Source organism: Acetonema longum DSM 6540 (assembly GCF_000219125.1).
Classification (GTDB): domain Bacteria; phylum Bacillota; class Negativicutes; order Sporomusales; family Acetonemataceae; genus Acetonema; species Acetonema longum.
The window spans coordinates 12,587-34,725 of the sequence record NZ_AFGF01000087.1 but is presented as its reverse complement, the minus strand read 5'-3'; the positions used below and the strand labels follow the sequence as shown (position 1 = coordinate 34,725).

Here is a 22,139-nt window from a genome sequence, read left to right as displayed (position 1 = left end):
GCGCCGGTAGGTCCGGTATCGCCAGTGACACCCGTGGCTCCAGTGGATCCGGTATCACCAGTGACACCCGTGGTTCCGGTAGGTCCGGTGGGCCCAATTTCGACTATATCGTCTTCTACAACCACCAAGGTGCCTTTTAAAGGAACTTGCGTAGCAAAAAAGATAGTTGCGGTACTGATATTTTCCAATGACATCGTAACTGGGGCTGCAGCAACTTCAATAATTCCCACTCCATATACTTCGCCCGTCTTAATCGGGGAATTACCTTCCAGAAGATCTCCTTGTGATGAGGACAACGCAAAAGAGGTTCCATTGACCGAAGCCGACGATTGGGTTGCCAGCCACCAGTGTATGATATATCTGCCTGCCTCCTGAAGGGTAATGATACCAGTTGCTGAATCGTAGGTTATATTACCATCCAGGTAGACGATTGTATCGAAAAGCACGTTTGATCCGGTAGCTACCATCGTGGATGCACTTAAATCGATTTGAAGGGCTATATTGGCCATCGACATCCTCCTCTTATGATATTCCATAATAGAATATGTGTTTAGTTTTTATGTTGTTACCAGAGGGTGTCAAAGACCAGCTAATTAAAGTCAAGCCCTAATTTAAAAGTTTATTGACTCTGAAAGTAGGCCTAACAAGCAGGTCATCCTAATCTCGCAATGTCAAGGGGACGGAATTGTTGACAACCTGCACGTCTAGAGGTAATCGGTTAGAATATAAAACCCCAGACCAGTTGTGACATGGTTTGGGGTTTTATTGTCGGCCCCCCACTAATTGATAGGCAATATATTTTATTAATCCTACCGTTTTGGGGGTCTCTGGCACAGTTTGATAAGGAGAGATAGCTTTATTTTCTGCCCGCTACTTTATCATTCCTAGTTCCCTGCGTGAAATCAATATTAGGATTAAATGCAGGAGTTTTTTAAAAAAATCATCCTAATATTCGCCATGAATTTGAATTGTATTTGGTTTCAAGGTGAGCTCTGATCCAAATACTGAGACTGAAGTAGCAAATAGAAGGCCAGAAACTGTTGCTGTTTTCTTAATATATTAATATCTTTAGTATTTGTGCAAGAAATTACATGTTAGTTGGTATGGTAATTGCATTAAAAGATAAGCAGCTAAGTACTAGCAGGAGTATTCACTATGTACGATGCTGCACTTTTAAACTAAGTATTGGGAGGAGACTATTATGGCCACTATTAATCAGGAAAAATGCATCGGATGTAAAATCTGCCAGACCTACTGTACAGTAGATGCTATTATGGCCGATGGCAAGAAATGCTATATCGATCAAGACCGATGCACCGAATGTTATGTTTGTCTAAGGCAGAAAGTGTGTCCCAAAGGCGCTATTGAGCCAATTGAGTTAAATAATTTCTACAAACAATTCCAACATGTAATGAGTGATCCGGTTGAGAATCACGGAGTAACCGGCGTTACCGGCAGAGGAACAGAAGAAGTTAAAACTAACGATGTTTCGGGTAGGGTAATAAAAGGTGAAGTAGGCATCTGCATTGATATGGGACGCCCTGGCATGGGGGTTTACCTGCGCGATGCTGAAAAAGTGGCCATGGCCTGCGCCAAAGCCGGCGTAAAACTGGCTAATTCCGATCATACTCCGCTGGCGGCGCTTATGCCGGACTTAACCACTGGTAAATTGGTTGACGAATGTCATAATTATCATCTTCTTTCTGTAATTGTGGAGGGGAAGTGTCCCGAGGCAACCCTGCCTGACGTTTTAAAGGCCCTGAAGCAAGTTGAAAAAGAGATTGATACAGTGTTCTCACTGGGCCTCATTATTCGGGTGGACGAAAATGGACATACGCCGACGCTGGATTGTTTAGAGGATCTTGGAATTAATTACCCTCATCGCGGAAAAGTCAACGTAGGCTTGGGAAGACCCTTATCTCTTGCATAAAGCGCAATGAATCTAAACTTGGAGGGAACCATTATGACACATTCACTGCACAGATCGGGAGACATTGAATCCCAAAAGAAGGATTTCAACTGGTTCATGTATCAGACGAAAGGAGTCAATGATGTAAACATAAAACCCAAGGCGCTGGAATTTATTGCTGCTGCTGAAGCTGTAGGTTCAGAAAATTGGGGGGATGTAAAGACCGGACCTATTACTGGTTATAGCGTCGAAGAGATTAAAGAGCGCATTACCGATAAATCGCGTCTGCGTGGTGTGTTTACGCGCAGAGAGCAAGTAGTTGAATTCTTAAAGCGGATTAAAGCTAAAGATTTAGGACAGTCTGTCGTTATTACCGGTATCCTGAACGAAGTCATTCCAGCCTGCCGCGAGGCTGGAGTCACTCCGCACTCTGTCAATTACTCACTGGGAGTATGGGGCAAGAAGGATAATCTTCCCGACGATGTTACACTTTCCATCACGACAATGTGTGGACACCATATGATTCCGCCCAAGTTTGTCAAACACATTATCAAACAAGTGGAAGCTGGGCGTTTAACTCCGGAAGAAGGTTCGATCAAACTTGCTAATTTCTGCTACTGTGGTATTTTCAATCAAGTCCGGTGCTCGGACATCATCAAAGATAATATTAAAAAATAAATAATTTGCTGGCAATGGCAATGTAAGGGCAATGTAATCTTTGCGTTTTTTGTATGTATGTGGGCGGCTTGCTGAAGCTTATTCAGCGGTTGAAGAATTCTATCATGAGTTTTTCTGCGGCGGTCGGCTTCAGTAAGACGACCCAACAGTTTGAGAGGAGAGACAAAATGACTTTAGTAGCATTTTTAGGCTTCATGATGATCTGTCTGTTTATGTACCTGATCTTGAGCAAGCGTATGTCGGCGATGGTTGCGCTTATGTTGGTTCCGATAGTGTTTGGAATTGGCCTTGTTGTGATGGGTATGGCCGATCCGGCAAAAATGGGCGGATGGATGAAAGATGGTGTTTTACAAGCGGCGCCAACAGCGGTAATGCTTTGTTTCGCGATTCTGTATTTCGGTACGATGATTGATGCGGGATTATTTGACCCGCTGGTCAATGCTATTAAAAAAGTGGTTAAAGGTGATCCGCTACGGGTTGCTGTCGGTACCTGTATTTTGTCGGCGATAGTATCGCTTGACGGCGATGGCGCCACCACTTATCTGACAGTGTGCTCAGCCTTGCTGGCGGTGCATAAGAGTGTCGGTGTTCACCCGGCTATGCTGCCTACTCTCTGTGCTTTGCAAGTTGGCATAATGAACTTGTTGCCCTGGGGCGGACCAACCGGGCGGGTATTGGCTTCGCTTAATTTAACCAGCGAAGAAGTGTTTTTACCCCTAATACCCGGTATGGTAGTTGCTACCGTCGGGGTCCTGATTTTTGCTTATGTCTGGGGAATGCGTGAACGCAAGCGTCTCGGCTGGGTGAAATCAGTCAGTGCAACTGATGAATGTACGAATATCCCGGAAACTGCATCTACAGATACGCTAAAGCGGCCTCAGCTGTTTTGGTTTAACTTGGGCCTGACCACGGTTCTGTTATATTGTCTCATGACGGAAGTTTTGCCATTAATGCTTCTGTTCATGATTGGAACCGGCTTGGTGCTTGTGGTCAACTATCCTAAATTAGCGGATCAGCAAGAGCGCGTGAAAGAACACGCTTCCTCTGCACTGCCGGTTATTTCACTCATCTTTGCTGCCGGCATTATGATGGGGATTATGTCTGGCACCAAAATGGTGGATCAGATGGCACAGTCACTCATCGCCATGATCCCGTCTTCCATGGGGGCGCATATGGCATTGTTTACGGCGTTGCTCACTATTCCAGGCACTTTCTTCATGACGAATGACGCTTTTTACTTTGGAGTCCTTCCTGTTTTGTCTAAAGCGGCTTCCGCCTATGGTATTTCGACAGTTGAAATCGCTCGGGCATCATTGCTTGGACCGCCTCCGCATACCTTCAGCCCACTCACAGCCTCTACGTGGCTTTTGGTTGGAATGAGCGGCGTTAGTATGGCTGATTTGCAAAAGTATGGTTTAATACCGGCGATTATGATAACGCTTATCTTTATAGCTACCGCATTAGTCCTCGGATTGTTTCCTTTTTAACGTAAAATATATGAGAATTCGGATAAATTACCGATGTTGTTAAACCTCGGACAGACTGCCGACAAGTAATTGTTGGCAGTCTTTTTACTAGAGCAAGCAAAGACTGGAAAGGCTTATTAGCCATGTTCAGTAAGTTCGCCTGACAGGGGATAGCGTATAGAATTACTTATATGGTATCATCATGTTAGACAGAAGTTAATTGTCTGTCTCTTAAGGGATGGCCGATAAATTTGTTTTATGGAGTAATGATATGAAGAAGGCTGAAGTATGTTTTATTGGTCGAAATGAAGCCGTCTGCAGACTGCCAGCTCAGCAGCTTTCGCGATTCCTTGGACAATATATAAATGTTAAAGAATGGAGTTTAAACAACCTGGATGATTTGACTGGTGTCGTTGATAGTGATGTATATATCACCTCCTCTAAAGTGGTATATAATGTCGTTAAACCACACTTGCCGGAAAGGAAGACAATTTTTATTGCCGACCGGACAATTAATACTGAACATCTTGATCATCTGCTGGAGTTGGACCCAACCACTAAAGCCATTTTTGCGACTCACTCTAAAGAGACAGCTTTGATGGGTATCGAAATGGTCAAAAATTTTGGTATACACCATATAACGATGTATCCTTACTATCCGGGATGTCAAATGGAATTATCGAGCGAAATCAATACTGTAATTATTACAGGTTCCAGGAATCTTGTACCGCCATCTATACGCACGGTTATAGATTTGGGAGCAAAAGGACTGGATATTTCCACTTTTGCGCAACTGATTCATCATTTACATCTGCCTTTGCAAATTTTAAACAAAATATCAAATCAGTATATTCATGATATCATGGCGATCACGGTAAAGCGGCAGCAAATCGCTTCGTTAAACAGTGCATTGCTCAATACAGTCACCCAGGCAATTATAGCAGTAGATACAGAGGAAGAAGTTACCTTGCTGAATCCTGCAGCCGCAAAGTTATTGCAACTCCAGGAAAAAGAAGTGATAGGCCAAAAAATGACGAGGATTGCACCTGAAATTGATTTGAGATCCGTCATCCGGGAACGTCAGCTGCTGCGGCATGACTTTAAACAAATTGGTTCTAGTCATTATATTCTTGATGCCAATCCTATTATTGATACAACTGGTTTTGTTTCAGGGGCTGTCGCTACCATACGGCCTGTTTCGGAGGTCCAGGAGCTTGAGACGAAAGTAAGACGTGAATTGAGGCTGTCCGGTAACTTAGCCAAATACTCATTTAGCGATATTATCGGCGAGTCACCGGAATTAAAGAACGCTATTCAATTAGCGACACACTTTGCAAAGACGGAGTCCACGATATTGCTGGAGGGTGAAAGTGGAACGGGAAAAGAAATGTTCGCCCAAGCTATACACAATCTGTCACCGCGAAAGCATGGCGGCTTTGTGGCAATAAATTTTGCAGCATTACCGGAAAATCTCATTGAAAGTGAATTATTTGGCTATGATGAGGGGGCCTTCACTGGTGCTAAAAAGGGCGGAAAACCGGGCCTTTTTGAAGAAGCTCATAAAGGGACGATATTTCTGGATGAGATAGGTGATGCATCGCTGGAAGTGCAGAAAAGGCTGCTTCGCGTGCTGGAAGAACGAGAGGTCCGGCGGGTGGGAGGAAGGGCTGTAACGCCTGTTGATGTAAGGGTCGTAGCCGCAACGAATAAGAATTTAGTCCAATTGGTGGAGTCCGGTAAATTTCGTGGGGATTTATATTACCGACTGTGTACATTGCCCATTAATATTCCCTCCTTGGCGGCAAGAGGGGGCGATATAATAAAACTTATCGATTTTTTTAGCCGGAAATCGTATGGCTATCCTTTGCGGCTGCATTCCGAGCTTTCGGCTTTCTTGCAGCGATATAGCTGGCCAGGCAATATACGTGAACTTCAGAATATAGTTATATATTTATATAATGTTGTCGGCTGGAATGAGGCATCGATAGAACACTTGCCATCTTATATAACTGGCAAGGGGCCAAAAGCTCCTGTTGCGTTCTCTGATGTTCAAATCGAAAAGGATACTGACGGCTTTGTTCATGAACTGGAGATGCAGAATGTCCGCAAAGAGGTAGCTGCGATCCTGGCTGAAATAAAAAGTGCATGTGCGGTGGAGAAAAAAGGGTTGGGCAGGAATGCTCTGTTAAAAAGACTGGAATTGTTAAATTTAGGATGGTCTGAATATAAAGTCCGCCACTGGTTAAAAATCTTAATAAAAAATGGTTATCTGATTGCGGGTGCTACTAAGCAAGGCAATAAAGTTACTGAAAAAGGGAATGAACTGCTTCAAAGTCTCGATTCCTGGAAACATAGAGATGTATAATGCACTCCCTCCAATGTGATCATAAGTTGCTAACTATTAAGCATAAGCTATGCCTCGGGTAAGGATAGTTTGCTTTACCTGCTCCGATCATACGAGTACAGATTATAGTCAATAGTGCCAGTGAAGGTGCTTATTCACTTCCTCTAACGCTCTCTTATTTTCAGGCGATGTTTTAACTGTAAGCGCTTCGGCGTGATTGTCTAATAACCTGGATGTAATACGATAATCGCTTAGCGAACCTGGCCCGCCGATGCAACCGCCTTCGCAAGCCATACCCTCAAAGAAATTTGCATTAATTTTACCATCACGGATATTAGCAAGAGCTGTTTTGCAGTTTTCTAGACCGTCACACCGATGGGGCAAAATCTTTATGCCGGGATCCATTTCTTTCGCGGTATTTAATACAGCCGACAAGACACCGCCTGCCCGGGCAAAAATATTCCCATCATGAGATGCAGTACTTTCGTAGGTTCTTTCTTCAATTTCCGTAATGTTAATATTGGCGCCTTCAAATAAAGCTGCCAATTCTTCAAAACTAACGACATAATCGATAATCCCAGGATGTTTTATAATCTCTGACTTCTTTGCAATACAAGGCCCAATAAATACTATAACTGCATCCGGGTCATCATTCTTAATTACTTTACCTATCGCAATCATGGGTGATACAGTCGTAGAGACTTGATTTTTTATGTTCGGCATATGCTTTTCAATCATATCGACAAATGCCGGACAACATGAAGTGGTCATAAAACCAGGCTGTTCTATGGCCTTAGTTAAGAATTCCTTAGTCTCTTCTAATGCAATAATATCTGCCCCCATGGCGACTTCCAGAACGTTGTGGAATCCAATTTTCTGCAAAGCATTCATCACTTGAGATGTTTTTACCTTAACACCGAATTGGCCGACTATAGACGGGGCTACCACCGCATAAACGCGGCTGCCATTTTTCAAATGGTTTATCACTTGGACTAGCATTGAACGGTCGCTTATTGCTCCGAATGGACATCCTGCCTTACATGCACCACACTGAACGCATTTTTCGTAATTTATAACCGCCCTGCGGTCACTGCCGGCAGTAATTGCCTGTAGATTGCAGGATCGTTCGCAAGGCCGGCTGATTTCTATAATAGCGCCATACGAACATGAACGTTTGCAGAGACCGCATTCAGAGCATTTGGTCTTATCCATATATGCTTTATTTTGCACAACCATGATCGCTTTCTTCGCACAAGCGCTTATGCAGTTGTGAGCTACACAATTCCGGCAAGCGTCGGTCACAATAAATTTATCGATGGGGCATTTATCACAGGCCGCGGGTAAAACCTGCATAATAGGCATATTTGTTGATTTGCCTGATAAAGCGTTTTCCGCCGCCTCCTGCAGATTCGTACCAAGGGGTTGACTGAGTGCTATAGCGATTCTATCGTTAAGTACGGCTCGTTCCTTGTGAATGCAGCATCGATAGCGAGGGCCGTCTTCAGTGACAATCGATTTCGGTATTCCTGTAATATTTTCTTTTAAAGTTCCTTCCAATGCGTACTGGGCTGTTTTTGTTAAAATTTTACGGTGAATTTTCACGACATCAGTTACTTGTGGCATATTTTCTCCCGCTTTTATTAATTTTTTATTATCATAAATCAGCAACCATCTTCTCTTAAAAAGTCTAACGCAACTTCTGGAAATAGTGCGTAAGATAGCACATCTTCTATCAATGCATTGGGATATCCCTTATCGGCAAGATCTGCTGTTAAGGCAGCCATTTGCGGTGCAATATCATCAGCCGGCCGATGCTCAATTAATGGCTCATCACCAAGTATTGTCTCTCTTGTTGCCGGATCAATCGGTGCAGGGGTTCGCCCATATTTACCCCGGGCCAAGTCTTTTACCTCACGTGGCACGACCTTATATCTGCCCAGCATGACATTAAAGGCTGCCATTGATCCGGTAATCTGACTAGTAGGAGTCACAAGCGGGGGATACCCGAGTTCAGCGCGGACACGCGGCATTTCCTCCAGCAGTTCCGGATATTTGTCGGCCATGCCTTGCTCCTTTAACTGGTTAAGAAAATTGGACAGCATGCCGCCGGGAATCTGGTAAGTAAGTACTTTGGTATCGATATCGATTGCTGTATTGAGTTTAAAAGTTTCAGCCAATTCCTTTTTTACACCCCGGAAGTGATCCGCAATAGGGTATAGTTTTTCCTTGGCGATGCCCGTATCCCGCTCTGTTCCTTCCAAGGCAGCCACTACAGCCTCGGTAGCAGGCTGCGAAGTCCCCATCGAGAAAGGAGACAGAGCGCAGTCTACGATATCGACACCGGCTTCAATCGCTTTTAGATAAGTCATCGAAGCCATTCCGCTGGTGTAGTGAGTGTGCAGATGAATAGGCGCCGGTATGTTAGACTTTAATGTACGCACCAACTCAAATGCTGCATATGGCGCCAGCAATCCTGCCATATCTTTAATGCAAACTGAGTCTACACCCAGATTGACCAAATCTTTCGCTACTTTCAGAAAGCTGTCGATGTCGTGATACGGACTGATTGTATAAACGAAAGCTCCTTGAACGTGAGCCCCCGCTTCTTTGGCAGCACGGATGGAAACCTCTAAGTTGCGGACATCATTCAATGCGTCAAATATCCTTATGACACCTACGCCGTTATCAACTGCTCTGTTGATGAACTCTTTGACCACATCATCAGCGTAGTGATTATAGCCTAGAATATTCTGACCCCGAAGCAACATTTGAATTGGAGTTTTCCGGATATATTTTTTCAGTGTACGTAATCGATCCCATGGATTTTCGTTCAAGAATCGAAGACAACTGTCAAAAGTTGCTCCGCCCCAGGCCTCCAGCGCCCAAAACCCAGCATCATCTAATTGCTCTAAAACAGGAAGCATATCAGACGTTCTCATCCGTGTTGCTGCTAGAGATTGGTGTCCATCTCGCAATATAGTTTCGACAATTTTTAGTGGTTTGCTCATGTACGTGACTTCCTTTCACATAATTATTTGTCATGGTGCTGCTGAATTTGTTTGTACAATACTTGCTCGTTCGATTTTTACAATCTTCAACAACACTTGAGTAATGTAAAATGCAATTTTTATGCCAATATCCGAAATACTATCAGCAGGGTCTTAACCAAAAGACTATTTGATTATTAGGAGATTATTAGGATTTTTTTGGGCATTCTCATTATGATTAAATTCGGATGCCCGAGTCGGCAACTTAAATAATAGCGATAAAATACAAAGCTTTTAGTGTTTGTACTCAATGAAATCGGTGAGGTGGATTGTTTGTGAAAGTAAAATCCCACAAAATGCTCTTCAAGAGATTTTGCAGGATTTTATAGTTTGTTACAGAAGATGGGAATTATATCGATATTAGAATGAATAAAATATAACCAAAATAAAATACCCACAATATAAATTAAAGTCAATTGTACTTGATTGCTCCGCTATTCAAGCTTTATCTGCACCAGCATGATAAGCAAAACATCTGACTTTGGTTCTGGCTGCTCAGCGGACGGTAATAATATTATTATAAAAGCATTTGGGGAAAATCTACTTTATAGCTGTGGGAGGTAGTACATATGTCATTGGCGGGTAAAGTCCTTATTGCCCAAGGAGGAGGTCCTACTGCGGTTATTAATCAGACATTAGTCGGCATTGTCCTGGAAGCGAGAAAATTTCCCCAGGTTACCAAAGTATATGGAGCGATTAAAGGGGTGGAGGGTCTGCTTAATGAGGATTTTCTCGACCTTACTCAGGAGACGACGCACAATTTGGAGCAAGTCGCACTGACGCCTTCTTCTGCGCTATTGTCAACACGGGTAAAGCCTGACAGCAAATATTGCCATGAAATATTTAAGGTGCTAAAGGCTCATGATGTACGCTATTTCTTTTATATTGGGGGAAATGATTCGGCAGATACCGTACGTATTGTAAATGAAGAGGCAAAAATGGCAAAATATGATCTTCGTGCTATTCATGTCCCGAAGACTATTGACAATGATTTGGTGCTTAATGACCATACCCCGGGCTATGGATCGGCAGCAAGGTTTGTTGCTCAGGCGTTTACAGGTATTAATCTTGACACCCGGGCTCTCTCAGGAGTCTACCTGGGAATAGTCATGGGGCGTAATGCAGGTTTTCTTACCGCGGCTTCAGCAATTGCTCAGAAATATCCGGACGATGGTCCGCACCTGATATATCTCCCGGAACGAAAATTTAATACTGACAAATTCCTGGGCGACGTTAAGAGGATCTATGATCGGCTGGGGAGGTGTGTGGTAGCTGTATCAGAGGGGATAAAGGATGATTCCGGCATACCGATTCTAGCTTCTTTACTCAAGGATATCGACATAGATTCACACGGTAATTTAACACTTTCCGGAACGGGAGCCCTGGGAGATTTGCTGGCCCAAGAAGTTAAGGGAAAATTGGGGATATCCAGAGTTCGCAGTGATACGTTTGGTTACCTGCAGAGGTCGTTTTTAGGCTGTGTTTCCGATGTTGACCAGCAAGAAGCCCGGGAAGCTGGGGAACGAGCAGTTCAAATGGCGATGTGGCAAGACTTAGATGGGTCTGTTACTATAAACCGTACTGGATTTTACTCAGTCGATTATCGATTGGTGAAGCTGGAAGAGGTAGCGGGTAAAACAAAACTTATGCCTGACGAGTACATCAATGAGGATAGCAATCACGTCACCGACGCTTTCAAGTATTACGTGCGGCCTTTATTGGGATCTGGACTGCAGTCACCTGCACTGTTGAGGGCGCCGAAAGTGACCAAAATATTGCGAGGCGAGTAAAATAGATTTTCAATAAGGAGCAGTAAATGAATAATATAAATCAAAATAACGTACCCACAATCAAATTGAAGTCAATTGTACTTGATTGTCCCTATATCCAAGCTTTGTCTGATTTTTATATCCGGATGCTTGGCTGGGAAAAAGATATTGTAGAGGAAGAGGATTTTCTAGCCATCCATTCTCCGCTGGGCGGTGTTAAGATCGCCTTTCAAACCAACACTGACTACGTTCCGCCTGTCTGGCCGGAAGAGCCAAATGCGCAGCAGCAGATGCTACACATCGACTTTGCGGTAGAAAGTAAGGAAGATATGGAACTTGCTGTGAAACACGCAATTTCATGTGGCGCAACAAAAGCAGACACCCAGTATTGCGACGAGTGGACGGTCATGCTTGACCCTGTGGGGCATCCGTTTTGTTTTGTCGTTTGGTGATATTTATATTCACGTCATCAGCGGCGTTAGCGCCATCGTATTCCGCACGTTTGCAACGGCCGGTGTATGGCGCGTTTTTTATTTTAGAAAATAGTTTGAATAATGAGGAATTTCCGAAAATATGCTGAAGCTAGATTTTAAATCTAAAATTTAGTTCTCTTGCAGATAATTATTGCATATCTACTATTATATGGGAATCATTGGGGGTTCGCGCAATTGGACACGATGTACTATCAATCCCAGACACTGGTTGATGTAGCGTATAAAGCGCTGAAAAAAGACATTACCGAGAAGGTTCTTCTTCCCGGACAAAAAGTAATTATCAGAGAACTGCATGAGCGGTATGGCATCAGCGAAACGCCGATCAAGCAGGCGCTAAACAGATTGATTACCGAAGGTCTGGTCGAGAGCATTCCCCGCAGAGGCGTTAAAGTGCGGGAATTGAAATGGGAGGACATTGAAGAATTATTCGACATACGGTTAATGATAGAAATGAATTATGTGAAACAAATCCTGCAAAATTTTAAAAAAGACCTCGGCATTCAACAAAAGTTTACGGCAAACCTGCGTGAACACATGGAGATTGTTGAAAACGCTGTTGATCTTAACGATTACTTCCGCAATTATTATTTAGACCAGGAGTTTCATCAGCTGTTCGTCAAGTCTTCGGGCTGCAAGCGGATTATGCAGATATACAACCATTTAGGCACTCATGATTACGCATATCACATTTACCGCCGCCAGACAAGAGAGGAGACCATTGCCGGCGTCAAAGAGCATGAGGCCATCTATAACGCTCTTGTATCCCAGGACGAGGCTGAATTGCGCCGTTGCGTGGAAGTTCATATCATTAACGCCAAAAATAAAATCAATAAAAACCTGGCAAAGGGCCAGCCTTTATAGTTTCAATGAAAGTGGACGGGTAGATAATTATTCGAGGAGGTAGTTTTTGGTGAAAAATTCCAGGAAGCTTCTGAGTGTTTTGCTGATCATGGTTATGATGTCATTGATTTTAGCGGCTTGCGGCAAGACGGAAACTGCTAAAACGAAATCTCCCAAACAAAAATACGTTCTGAAGTTCAATCACGTGTTATCCGATTCGGAACCCTTTCATAAGGGATTCCTGAACTGGGGCAAACGGGTTAAAGAGAGGACGAACGGCGGGCTTGAGATTCAGGTATTCCACAGCGCTCAGCTTGGCGTGGAAGAAGATATTATCGAGCAGATCAGGCAAGGGGCCAACATCGGCCAAAATACCGATTCGGCGCGTCTGGGCATGTATGTCCCGGCGATTGCGGTGATGAACGCGCCATACTTTGTCGACAGCATTGACGAAGTCGCCAAACTCAGGGAACTGGCCACCGTTAAAGCCTGGCAGAAAGAACTGGAAGACAAACACGGCATCAAGATCCTGTCCTTTACCTGGGTGCAGGGGCTGCGGCACATGGTGACCAACAAGCCGATTAAAACCCCGGATGATCTGAAGGGACTGCGTATCCGGACGCCCGGCGTGCCCATCTGGCAGGAGTCCATCCGTTCCATCGGCGCCTCGCCGGTCGCTCTTCCGTTTGGAGAAGTGTATATCGCCATGGAGCAGAAAGCCATCGACGGCGCTGATCTCGTTTACCGCAACGTGACGGGCGCCAAGCTGTTTGAAGTGGCGAAATATATGAGCGAGACCAATCATATTCTGTTGATCAACTTCGAGGTGATCAGCAAAAAGTTTTTTGACAGCCTGCCGCCCGAGTATCAGCAAATACTTGTGGAAGAGTGCGATAAAGCCGGTCTTGAGGCCTCGCGGGAAATGGAGAAGGAAGTGGAACCCCTTAGGAAGCAGCTGGCGGAAAAAGGCATGACCATCGTGCAGGATGTTGACGCCGCCGCCTTCAGGAAAGCCGGTGAGGGAGCGTACAATGTTCTAAAGCTTACGGAAGTAAGGGATCAGCTTTATAAGGAAATGGGCAAAAAATAACCGATAAGAAGCTGCTATTCCGGCTCTCCCGGGCGGGGGGCCGGAATAACCGGCGGCAAAGACCGGATGACGGTAAAAGCGGGGGAATAAAGCAATGAGAAGATTCTACCAGTATGTCTGCGCTGCGGAGATGCATATTGCCAAATGGGCTCTGGCTGTTCTTACTGTGCTGGTGATTGCGGCGGCGGTGATGAGGAGTATTGGCATGCCGATCGTATGGGCGATTGATGCCGCCACCTTCCTATTCGCCTGGTGCGTTTTTCTGGGCGGCGATATCGCCATGAGAAACGACAGGCTGGTCTGCATTGATGTGCTTACTTGCAGATTGCCCAAAAAGTACCAGCATTACCTTAAAATCATCAACTACTCCATTATCGTCGTTTTCCTGGCGTCGTTGATTGCTCATGGCGTGAAGCTTGCTTATACTACCCGGCTGAGAACCTTTCAGGGGATTCCGGATGTCAGCTACACCTGGGTCACCATCGCGGTGCCGTTGGGCTGCCTGCTGATGTTGATCACGGCCATCCTGAAGATCAGGAATCTAATACAAAACGGCTATGAAAATATGCCGGATGGCGAATGCGGCTGCCCTAAAGAATTGATGTGATTTCTTGGCAATTCAGATAGTCATCATGGCGGTGAATTGGTATCAAGGGGGATTGCTAAAATGACGGAAGTCTTTATTGCATTTTTTTTGTTCATGCTGATGGGCATGCCGGTGGCTTTCGCTATCGGGATTTCCGGCATGATGTTTTTTATGCAGCAGCCGACTTTGCCATCGACTATCCCGGCCCAGTTGGTGCTCACCCAGACGCAGAGCTTTATGCTGCTGGCTATTCCGCTGTTTGTTTTTGCGGGCAACTTGTTGAATGAAACCGGCATAACCCATCGCCTGATGCGGCTTTCGTCAATGCTGGCAGGTCATCTGCGCGCCGGCCTGGCCCAGGTCAACATGGTGTTGGCAGCCACACTGGGCGGCATCACGAGTTCCGCCATTGCCGACGCCACCATGCTTGGCCGGGTCTTGGGGCCGGGTATGCTCGAAAAAGGTTATTCCCGGGGCTTCTGCGCGGGCGTTATCGCCTTCAGTTCCTTAATTACCACTATGATTCCGCCCGGCATAGGACTGGTTTTATACGGCAGTATCGGCGAAGTGTCGATTGGGCGCCTGTTTGCCGCCGGTCTGGTTCCCGGCCTATTGATGACTGTATTGTATATGGTGGCGATAGAAATTACCGCCAGGAAACAGGGCTATGAGCCTGAGCGGACAGAACGGATCACTCTCAAAGAATTGGTGACGACTTCGCTGGATTGCATCTGGGCCTTTTTGTTTCCTGTTCTTTTGATCGTAGGGTTGCGGTTCGGCTTGTTCACGCCTTCGGAGGCGGGCGCTTTTGCGGTGGCATACGCGGTTACCATTGGCGTGTTTGTGTACCGGGAATTTACCTGGGAAAAATTCGTCAGGACGCTGGAAGATACCGTTGTGGATATCGGGATGGTCATGCTGCTGATTTCCCTGTCGGCTATTTTCAGTTATGGCCTGACCTGGGAACAGCTGCCCCAGGCTTTTGCCGAGTTAATTGTGGGCATTTCCGGTGATCCCTGGTTGGTCATGCTGATCATTGTCGCTATGCTGTTAGTCGTAGGCATGTTTATGGATTCCACCGTCCTGATCCTGCTGCTTACCGCCATATTGATCCCGATTGCCAGAGCGGTGGGCATAGACTTGGTCCATTTCGGCATTGTGATGGTGCTTACGCTCACCATTGGTCTGCTGACACCGCCGGTTGGAGTGGTCATGTTCATCGTCTGCAGCATTTTTAACTGCTCAATCGTTGAGATGTACAGGGATTCATGGTGGTTATTGCTGGCAACCTTGATCGTGGTGCTTGGCTGCATCTTTTTTCCGCAAATCGTGTTATTTGTCCCGGATATGATCTTCGGCAAGCAATAGCACAGACAGTATAATGAATACAGAGGCTTTAGGCAGAGAGGAGATAACAATGCGTTTTACCGATAAAGTTGTTCTGGTTACCGGAGCGGGGGCGGGAATAGGCCGCGCTGCCGCCGGGCTTTTGGCCAGGGCAGGGGCCGCGGTGGTTGTCAACGGCATTTCCGGCAGCCGGGGAGAGGAAACCCTGAAGCTGGTAAAAGACGCCGGCGCCGCCGGCCTATTCGTGCAGGGCGATGTCTCAATCGCCGCCGACGCTGCGAGAATGGTCAGAGAGACGGTCGCCGCCTTCGGAAAAATTGATATATTGATTAATGTCGCCGGCATTGTGATCGGCGGCCGCGTTGACAATATGACGGAAGCGGATTTTGTAAGAACCATGGATGTCAATGTCAAAGGTACTTTCCTAACCTGCAAATACGCCGTGCCGGAGATGCAAAAGCAAGGCGGCGGCGTGATTGTGAATGTGTCATCGATCGCGGCCTTAAAAGGCATACCTGACAGAAGCGCCTATGCGGCGTCCAAAGGCGCGGTGGTGGCGCTTTCCAAAGCGATGGCGGCCGATTACATCAAGGACAATATCCGGGTTAACGTCGTCTGCCCTGGAACTACCGATACGCCGTCGCTGGAAGAGCGGATGCAGGCTTCCGCCGACCCGGCGGCAACCAAGGCGGCTTTTATTGCCAGGCAGCCGATGGGGCGTCTGGGAACGGCGGAAGAAATAGCGCAGGCTATTTTGTTTGCCTGCTGCGATGAAGCCGCGTTCATGACTGGCAGCGTAATTACGATTGATGGCGGAGCCACCGTTTAGCGGCTCGGCCGCAGGATCTTGAATATAAAAACGGCAAGGCCGCAGCAGTGCTGACCTTGCCGTTTTTTCGCGCGCTCAAAAAGAGGACGGGAGTATGATCCGTTCTCCCGCATTCTGGAATCGCGATTCCCTGTGGCCGCATTAACCCTTGGGACCGTATACTTCTGACCGCCGCCGCATCGGGATCGTGGTGTCAATGTGTCAATGAGACAGGGTTATTGACAACTCATCACCTTAGAAGCAAACAATCGGATTGAAGTCGTCGACAATCCCGTCCCGGTGGTACCCCGGAGAACCGTACCACTGGTGACGGCTAATTTTATTAAGTCTCAAGAAGTTGTTGGTTTATCAGCAATATCTTGAGGCTTATTTTAAGTTTGAATGTAAATTATAGTTTCTTCCATAAATAAATTATATAATTAAAATAAGTAACATTTTAATGGGACAGGGAGAACTGAATAGGCATTTTTCCAGGAAGGCCGGACAATGTACGTATCGACGCAGCAGTGCGAAGCACTGAAGAAGTCGAAAGATTTGATTTGCTGCAGAACTAAAAAATGATTTAATAAATTCACGGAAAGAGTTAAGGCGGGGGGACGGAGATGATGATAATACCTAACAAAAAGTTCCTTATCATAGTGCTGGGAGTAAGTATCGTATTTAATCTTCTTGGCGTCGGCGCGCCGGTATATGCGATTTCACTGTCGGGAGAAGAATTGTCAGTTCAGGGCGCAGATAAGAATGATGTTTTAAGCGTCAAGATTTCCCAACTCATGCAACGCGAACTGTCCATTGCCGATCTTGATGAAGAGTGGTACAACATGAAGCGTATGATGAAAATCCGTCTACCCAATATGCCGGTATGGGTAGATCAGCAGGTCCTTGTTGCCCATGGGGGAGCATTGTTTTTGATCGGCGCTGATGAGAAGCTGGAACGTGTTGAGCTTTTGGCCCGGACAAAGGATGAGGTATATATAAATCTTGCAAAATTCGCCGCTTATTGCAATGATGCGAAAATTACCGTTTGGAGCCAACAGCCCTACCGTTCTTTTCAGTTGACGGCGGTTGTCGAATGGGATGGCAGTGGGCTGAATGTGATAAGTGCAAAATACAGTGATCCATCACAAGAGTATTATGATAAGATGGCTGCGCTTCTCCAGGCTGGGCGACTTGAAGAAGCAATGGCGAATAAAGCGTATCCGTTCTATCCACAACAGTATGGCGGGTACTATAAAGTACCCCAGTTGGCTCTGCTGAAAGCCCATGAGTATGCCCTCGATAAATACCGGGCAGGGGATGCTACCTTCGCCGCTAAAGTTCTAAAATGGGGACTGGATCAATATCTGGAGGTACAGGTAGGAAGGCCGCTTATGGCTGACAAGCTGGATGGTTTAAAGAAACTTAATGAGCCGGGCAATTCGCGAGCGAAAGATTATAGAGTTGATTTAAACGAATTTATTAGCGCCCTTAACGATTATGCTTTTTTCCTGGCGGAAATAGGCCAGAACAGTGAAGCGGAAAGCTACCTGGAAAAAGTGGCGGAAATGGCGCCTGACCGCCTGGTGGTGTACATTAATTTGGGCGATGTATGCTGGAAGTTAGGCAAATATAAGGAGGCCAGAGAATATTACCGGCGGTACCTAGGTTTACTAGGAGATGTGAAAGCTGCCCCGCAGCGGGTTTTAGATCGTACTAATGGAGAATGACAGCTCGAGCGTAAAAGGGATAGATAGTTGGAAGGATACTACCATTTATCAGCAGAGTATGCTCTATTAAGGAAAAGAGGTAACGTATGACAGAATGCGGAAAAGCCATCATCGATTTTTTAGGTTGTGAATATGAGCTTTTTGAAAATGAAACCAGCGAAAATAATCTTATCAACCGTTGGGATGCACTGACTGAGTTAGGGAAGAGGGAAGGATTTTTCCCATTGTTGATTGTTTCTTCCGACACATTGGTTGAAAAATTGGAGTTTGTCTTTGACGATTTCGATGTAGAAAATACACCAGAAGGAATAGCCGCTTACCGGCAAAACGTGATTGCTGATTCCAAACGAGTTGATGTAACCACTTTTTTATCCGGACGTCTGGACGAATACCTGGAAATGCACACGGATGATAATATCTGGGGGGAGCTTCTCCCCTGTGAGCCGAATCACTGTTTTTACTGCCCTTTGGAAGGCGAGAAACTTCATTCGGAATTGATTATTGCAAAAGTGCCGGCGCAAAACCCTTGGGAACTTGCGGCATGGATTCCAATGGGCGGATTTAATGACTGTCCGTCCCCTGCCGAGCAGGTGGCTGTGTTCCGTCACTGGTATAAAAAATACGGGGCTGTTCCTTGTGTTGTAACCCATGATAATTGGGAGCTGGAATTAGCAAACCCGCCCCGAACGGATGAGGCTGCAGAAGAACTAGCAAAGGAGCATTTTGCTTTTTGCTATGATATAGTTATGCAAGCAGCCAGAGGATGGGATACGATTCGGGCAAGAGCCAGCACACTTAAAAACTCAACGACTTGGTATTTTTGGTGGGATTAAGGGGTTCTCTGTCCATAGCTCACCGCTAAATTTATGGAAATACTTGCTGTGAGGAGAAGATATGGTGAAAAACCAATTAGCTGTTATATTGCTTGTTTTAGGGTTAACTGTCCTTATTTTCAATAAGGATGTCTGGGCAGCCAAGACTCCTCCAATCAAGGAGTACAACGAAAATTTTGAAATTGACTATTCTGATCCAGGGCTCAGAGGAAGTCAGAGTGAAATGAATGAGGCAGCGTACAGAGAGTTTAAAAGAGCGGATGATAAATTAAACGAAATCTACGGGCAGATATTTGTCAAATATAAAAATAACAAATTGTTTTTGGACAAACTCACCAATGCGGAAATAGCTTGGATTAAGTATAGAGATGCCTATCTTGAATCTATATATTCGGAAAAAGATAAACACATTCATTACGGAAGCGTATTTCCTATTTACAACATTGAAGCGGCTAAATTGACTTGGGATAGAGTAAAGCAACTGAACCAGTGGTTGATTGATTATCCAGAAGGGATGGTCGGGTTAGGCAGCCGTGGAAAGATAGACGCTAATACGGCAAAAAGCAGTGAAATCACAGAGAAGACTTTAGCAATTGAAGCATATAAAAAAGTTCTGCAAAATAAAGCTGCTTTTTCCAGCGCTTTTTATCAAAGCCCGGAGAAAAAAGAGAAATCCTGCTATTTGCATGAATTTTTAGAGGCTGGAGCAAATTCTGGATATAAACTAACCCACTTTACCATGCTTGACATGGATGGAAACAAAATACCGGAAGTTGTTCTTTGATTTAGGTCCTAACTTTCGTGAAGTTCTATCTACATTATTATAACGGTGAAGTTTATGGCTATTTATTTAGTATTCGATCTTTGAATGGTTTAAAAACGGATGGGACATTTTTTGCTTCAGGCGGCGCAGCCAGAACTTCTTGCAGGAAAATGCGATTTTCAAAAAACACTTGTGAGTTTGATACATTAGGATATTCTGATGATAATAATGATACTGTTTTTATTTCATAAATGATGCACCCGTTACAGAGGAATCATTTCGTTCTTTCATGACTGAACAACGTGGAAAAGAAGAAACAGTTTGGCATGAATTTTCTCAAGAGAATATTGAAGCACTACTCTAAATCGTAGGACGAGTTGCGCAGAAGGGAGAAAACGCAGAGGACAGGGATGTTGTTTCGAAAAAGCGCAGGACGTTCTTTGTGTTTCTTTTTAAAGATAATGATATATTCTCTTGGCCAGGCGGGACTGGACTTTCATAGAGTCACTGAAAAATCCCTATTTTAATATGTCTCGCTTGAAACATTAATCCCTGTCCCTGCGTTTTCCGTTTTCCGAAAGAACCGTCCCTGCGAGTCCCCCTAAAAACCGGCGCCCATAGACCTTAATCCCTGAACTTCCCTGCTGCCTAATGTAAGCTGAACCCTATTGTTCAGCTCAACATCTTTTTGGATACTTCTCATGCCTGCAGCGGGAATCAGCAATTTGTTGTGACCGGCAACTGTAAGGTAGGAATTCCACGTATTTACAACATGCGGGTCACTCCCACCGCCGGATACGATAGCAACTACCCCCTCGTGGGAAATGACCTCCAGAAACTTTTCATCAAACATTGCATAGCCCTCCTGTGGTTATTGATTTGCCTCCAATTATAGTTTATAATTGGACCCAACAGAAGAGCCAGTTTTTAATGATTTATAGGATACAGTTGAAGGAAAGAGAATCAATGATGATTTTTATTAATCCCGATCTCAGCGTACCCTTATATATGCAAATTTATCAAGAAATTAAAAATAAGATCCTCTCAGGTGAGTTGCCTTCGGGTTACAGACTTCCCTCAACAAGGCTATTAGCCGCCACATTAGCCGTTGCACGGAATACAGTCGAAAGCGCATATCTTCAGCTAACCGTGGAAGGATACCTTGTCAGCAGGCCGGGCAGTGGATATATCGTACAAGAGATCTTGGATTTGAATGTTTTAAGCAACAGTGAACCCCGACAGAGGGATGGTAATACTGACGCGCTGAATTCAAACGATGACAAGCAAACATTCCCTTATGATTTCAAGTATGGACACCTAAATCCGGATGATTTCCCAATGACTCTGTGGAAAAAGTTATTAATCAGAGCATTGCACGAATTGACGGCGGATCGGTTGACAATGTATGGAGATCCAAAGGGGGAACAGGGGCTTCGGGATGTTATCTCCAGCTACCTGAAAAAATCCAGAGGTGTATTGTGTGAACCTGATCAAATCATTGTTTTCGCCGGTACTGCATACGGGCTATCGGTTTTAAGTCAGCTTTTGAAAGTCCATTTTCAGGATATTGCTTTGGAAGATCCGGGATATCCCATTGCAAGAGAAGTGTTTAAACAAAGTGGATTCAAAATAACAGCAATCGACGTTGAAAAAGATGGATTAAATATTTCACAACTGGAGAATAGCTCCGCCCGCATCGTTTATGTGACGCCGTCACATCAGTTTCCATGCGGAGTTATTATGCCTATTCAAAAAAGGTATCAACTACTGAATTGGGCGGAAAAAAGGGACGGAATCATTATTGAAGACGATTATGACAGTGAATTGCGGTATAAATCAAGACCGATTCCTTCCATTGCCAGCGTTGAACCCAATGCAAATGTCGTATATCTGGGAACTTTATCAAAGGTACTTTCCCCAAGTTTACGAATCAGTTATATCGTGCTCCCCAAGACACTCATGACGCTTTACGACTCGATGTATGGCTTATACCCTTGTTCTGTTTCAGTCATTGAACAAAAGGCGCTTGAAATATTTATGGATTCGGATCAATGGGAGAGCCACCTGAGAAAGATATGCGCTTCTAATAAAAAAAGACACGATATACTCATTCAAGCCGTTGCGGAAATATTGGGGGACCGTGTTAATATTCTTGGTGAAAATGCAGGCCTGCATATTTTGCTGGAATCCACAAAAGAAATCTCTGAGCAGGATATGATGGAAAGGGCAAAGCAAAAGGGTGTATTGGTTTACCCCGTTTCCCCTCTTTGGATAAATCGCAAAAATTATTCTAATAATATGGTGTTATTGGGTTTTGGAGATATATCTGAAACTGATATCCGAAACGGAATTAAACAAATACGCCAGGCGTGGGATTAATGGACGGTGCTTGAACTGCATCAGTTGGATTCCCGGAGAAAAAGTAAAGTCTATTTAGT

Annotated in this window: 18 protein-coding genes and 1 pseudogene; 15 read left to right on the top strand and 4 right to left on the bottom strand. The window is 44.9% G+C overall.

The genetic code is table 11. The annotated features are described in order from the left end of the window. A pseudogene (locus tag ALO_RS21765) lies at positions 1-509 on the bottom strand (hypothetical protein); the annotation flags it as partial. 692 nt (positions 510-1,201) lie between these two features. On the opposite strand from ALO_RS21765, the gene ALO_RS10675 reads away from it, so the two are divergent. From ALO_RS10675 to ALO_RS10660, 4 genes are all read left to right on the top strand, one after another. Further along, a complete protein-coding gene (locus tag ALO_RS10675) occupies positions 1,202-1,930 on the top strand; it encodes an indolepyruvate ferredoxin oxidoreductase subunit alpha (protein WP_004573389.1) in 729 nt (242 codons plus the stop codon). A gap of 33 nt (positions 1,931-1,963) precedes the next feature. Further along, a complete protein-coding gene (locus ALO_RS10670) occupies positions 1,964-2,587 on the top strand; it encodes a hypothetical protein (protein WP_004573388.1) in 624 nt (207 codons plus the stop codon). A gap of 167 nt (positions 2,588-2,754) precedes the next feature. Further along, the gene (locus ALO_RS10665; RefSeq protein WP_040293165.1) at positions 2,755-4,074 is read left to right on the top strand and encodes a CitMHS family transporter; all 1,320 of its coding nucleotides are present in this window, start codon (positions 2,755-2,757) and stop codon (positions 4,072-4,074) included. Positions 4,075-4,324: 250 nt separating this feature from the next. Then, positions 4,325-6,418, top strand: a complete 2,094-nt coding sequence (locus tag ALO_RS10660) for a sigma-54 interaction domain-containing protein (protein ID WP_040293163.1) — start codon at positions 4,325-4,327, stop codon at positions 6,416-6,418. A gap of 108 nt (positions 6,419-6,526) precedes the next feature. On the opposite strand, the gene ALO_RS10655 is transcribed toward ALO_RS10660, so the two are convergent. Continuing rightward, positions 6,527-8,065: a 4Fe-4S dicluster domain-containing protein gene (locus ALO_RS10655; protein WP_004573385.1), complete on the bottom strand. Its 1,539-nt coding sequence runs from the start codon at positions 8,063-8,065 to the stop codon at positions 6,527-6,529. Continuing rightward, on the bottom strand, positions 8,059-9,405 hold the full coding sequence (locus tag ALO_RS10650; protein ID WP_004573384.1) for a pyruvate carboxylase subunit B: 1,347 nt from the start codon (positions 9,403-9,405) through the stop codon (positions 8,059-8,061). The genes ALO_RS10655 and ALO_RS10650 overlap by 7 nt, the downstream gene beginning before the upstream one ends. Positions 9,406-10,013: 608 nt before the next feature. On the opposite strand from ALO_RS10650, the gene ALO_RS10645 reads away from it, so the two are divergent. The 10 genes from ALO_RS10645 to ALO_RS20865 all read left to right on the top strand — a co-directional run bounded on the left by ALO_RS10645 (position 10,014) and on the right by ALO_RS20865 (position 19,722). Then, complete coding sequence (locus ALO_RS10645) at positions 10,014-11,234, top strand: 6-phosphofructokinase (protein WP_004573383.1); 1,221 nt, start codon at positions 10,014-10,016, stop codon at positions 11,232-11,234. A gap of 26 nt (positions 11,235-11,260) precedes the next feature. Continuing rightward, on the top strand, positions 11,261-11,665 hold the full coding sequence (locus tag ALO_RS10640; RefSeq protein ID WP_004573382.1) for a VOC family protein: 405 nt from the start codon (positions 11,261-11,263) through the stop codon (positions 11,663-11,665). Positions 11,666-11,890: 225 nt separating this feature from the next. Next, positions 11,891-12,568 carry a GntR family transcriptional regulator gene (locus tag ALO_RS20870; RefSeq protein WP_238528252.1) on the top strand — a complete coding sequence of 226 codons (678 nt, stop codon included), beginning with the start codon at positions 11,891-11,893 and terminating at the stop codon, positions 12,566-12,568. A gap of 49 nt (positions 12,569-12,617) precedes the next feature. Next, a complete protein-coding gene (locus ALO_RS10630) occupies positions 12,618-13,637 on the top strand; it encodes a C4-dicarboxylate TRAP transporter substrate-binding protein (RefSeq protein ID WP_004573380.1) in 1,020 nt (339 codons plus the stop codon). 94 nt (positions 13,638-13,731) lie between these two features. Beyond that, entirely contained in the window at positions 13,732-14,244 is a 513-nt protein-coding gene (locus ALO_RS10625) for a TRAP transporter small permease (RefSeq protein WP_004573379.1), read from the top strand. 60 nt (positions 14,245-14,304) lie between these two features. Continuing rightward, a complete protein-coding gene (locus ALO_RS10620) occupies positions 14,305-15,591 on the top strand; it encodes a TRAP transporter large permease (RefSeq protein WP_004573378.1) in 1,287 nt (428 codons plus the stop codon). Between the two features lie 49 nt (positions 15,592-15,640). Continuing rightward, entirely contained in the window at positions 15,641-16,399 is a 759-nt protein-coding gene (locus tag ALO_RS10615; protein ID WP_004573377.1) for an SDR family NAD(P)-dependent oxidoreductase, read from the top strand. A 602-nt stretch (positions 16,400-17,001) separates the two neighbouring features. Then, entirely contained in the window at positions 17,002-18,105 is a 1,104-nt protein-coding gene (locus ALO_RS10610) for a tetratricopeptide repeat protein (RefSeq protein ID WP_004573376.1), read from the top strand. A gap of 86 nt (positions 18,106-18,191) precedes the next feature. Continuing rightward, positions 18,192-18,938, top strand: a complete 747-nt coding sequence (locus ALO_RS10605; RefSeq protein WP_004573375.1) for a DUF4253 domain-containing protein — start codon at positions 18,192-18,194, stop codon at positions 18,936-18,938. A 61-nt stretch (positions 18,939-18,999) separates the two neighbouring features. Continuing rightward, positions 19,000-19,722 carry a lysozyme inhibitor LprI family protein gene (locus ALO_RS20865; RefSeq protein WP_004573374.1) on the top strand — a complete coding sequence of 241 codons (723 nt, stop codon included), beginning with the start codon at positions 19,000-19,002 and terminating at the stop codon, positions 19,720-19,722. A 580-nt stretch (positions 19,723-20,302) separates the two neighbouring features. Here the strand turns inward: ALO_RS20865 and ALO_RS10595 are convergent. Further along, the gene (locus ALO_RS10595) at positions 20,303-20,554 is read right to left on the bottom strand and encodes a hypothetical protein (RefSeq protein ID WP_004573373.1); all 252 of its coding nucleotides are present in this window, start codon (positions 20,552-20,554) and stop codon (positions 20,303-20,305) included. A gap of 113 nt (positions 20,555-20,667) precedes the next feature. Here ALO_RS10595 and pdxR point away from each other — a divergent pair, with 113 nt between their 5' ends. Next, complete coding sequence (pdxR, locus tag ALO_RS10590; RefSeq protein WP_004573372.1) at positions 20,668-22,080, top strand: MocR-like pyridoxine biosynthesis transcription factor PdxR; 1,413 nt, start codon at positions 20,668-20,670, stop codon at positions 22,078-22,080. Positions 22,081-22,139: the final 59 nt, after the last annotated feature.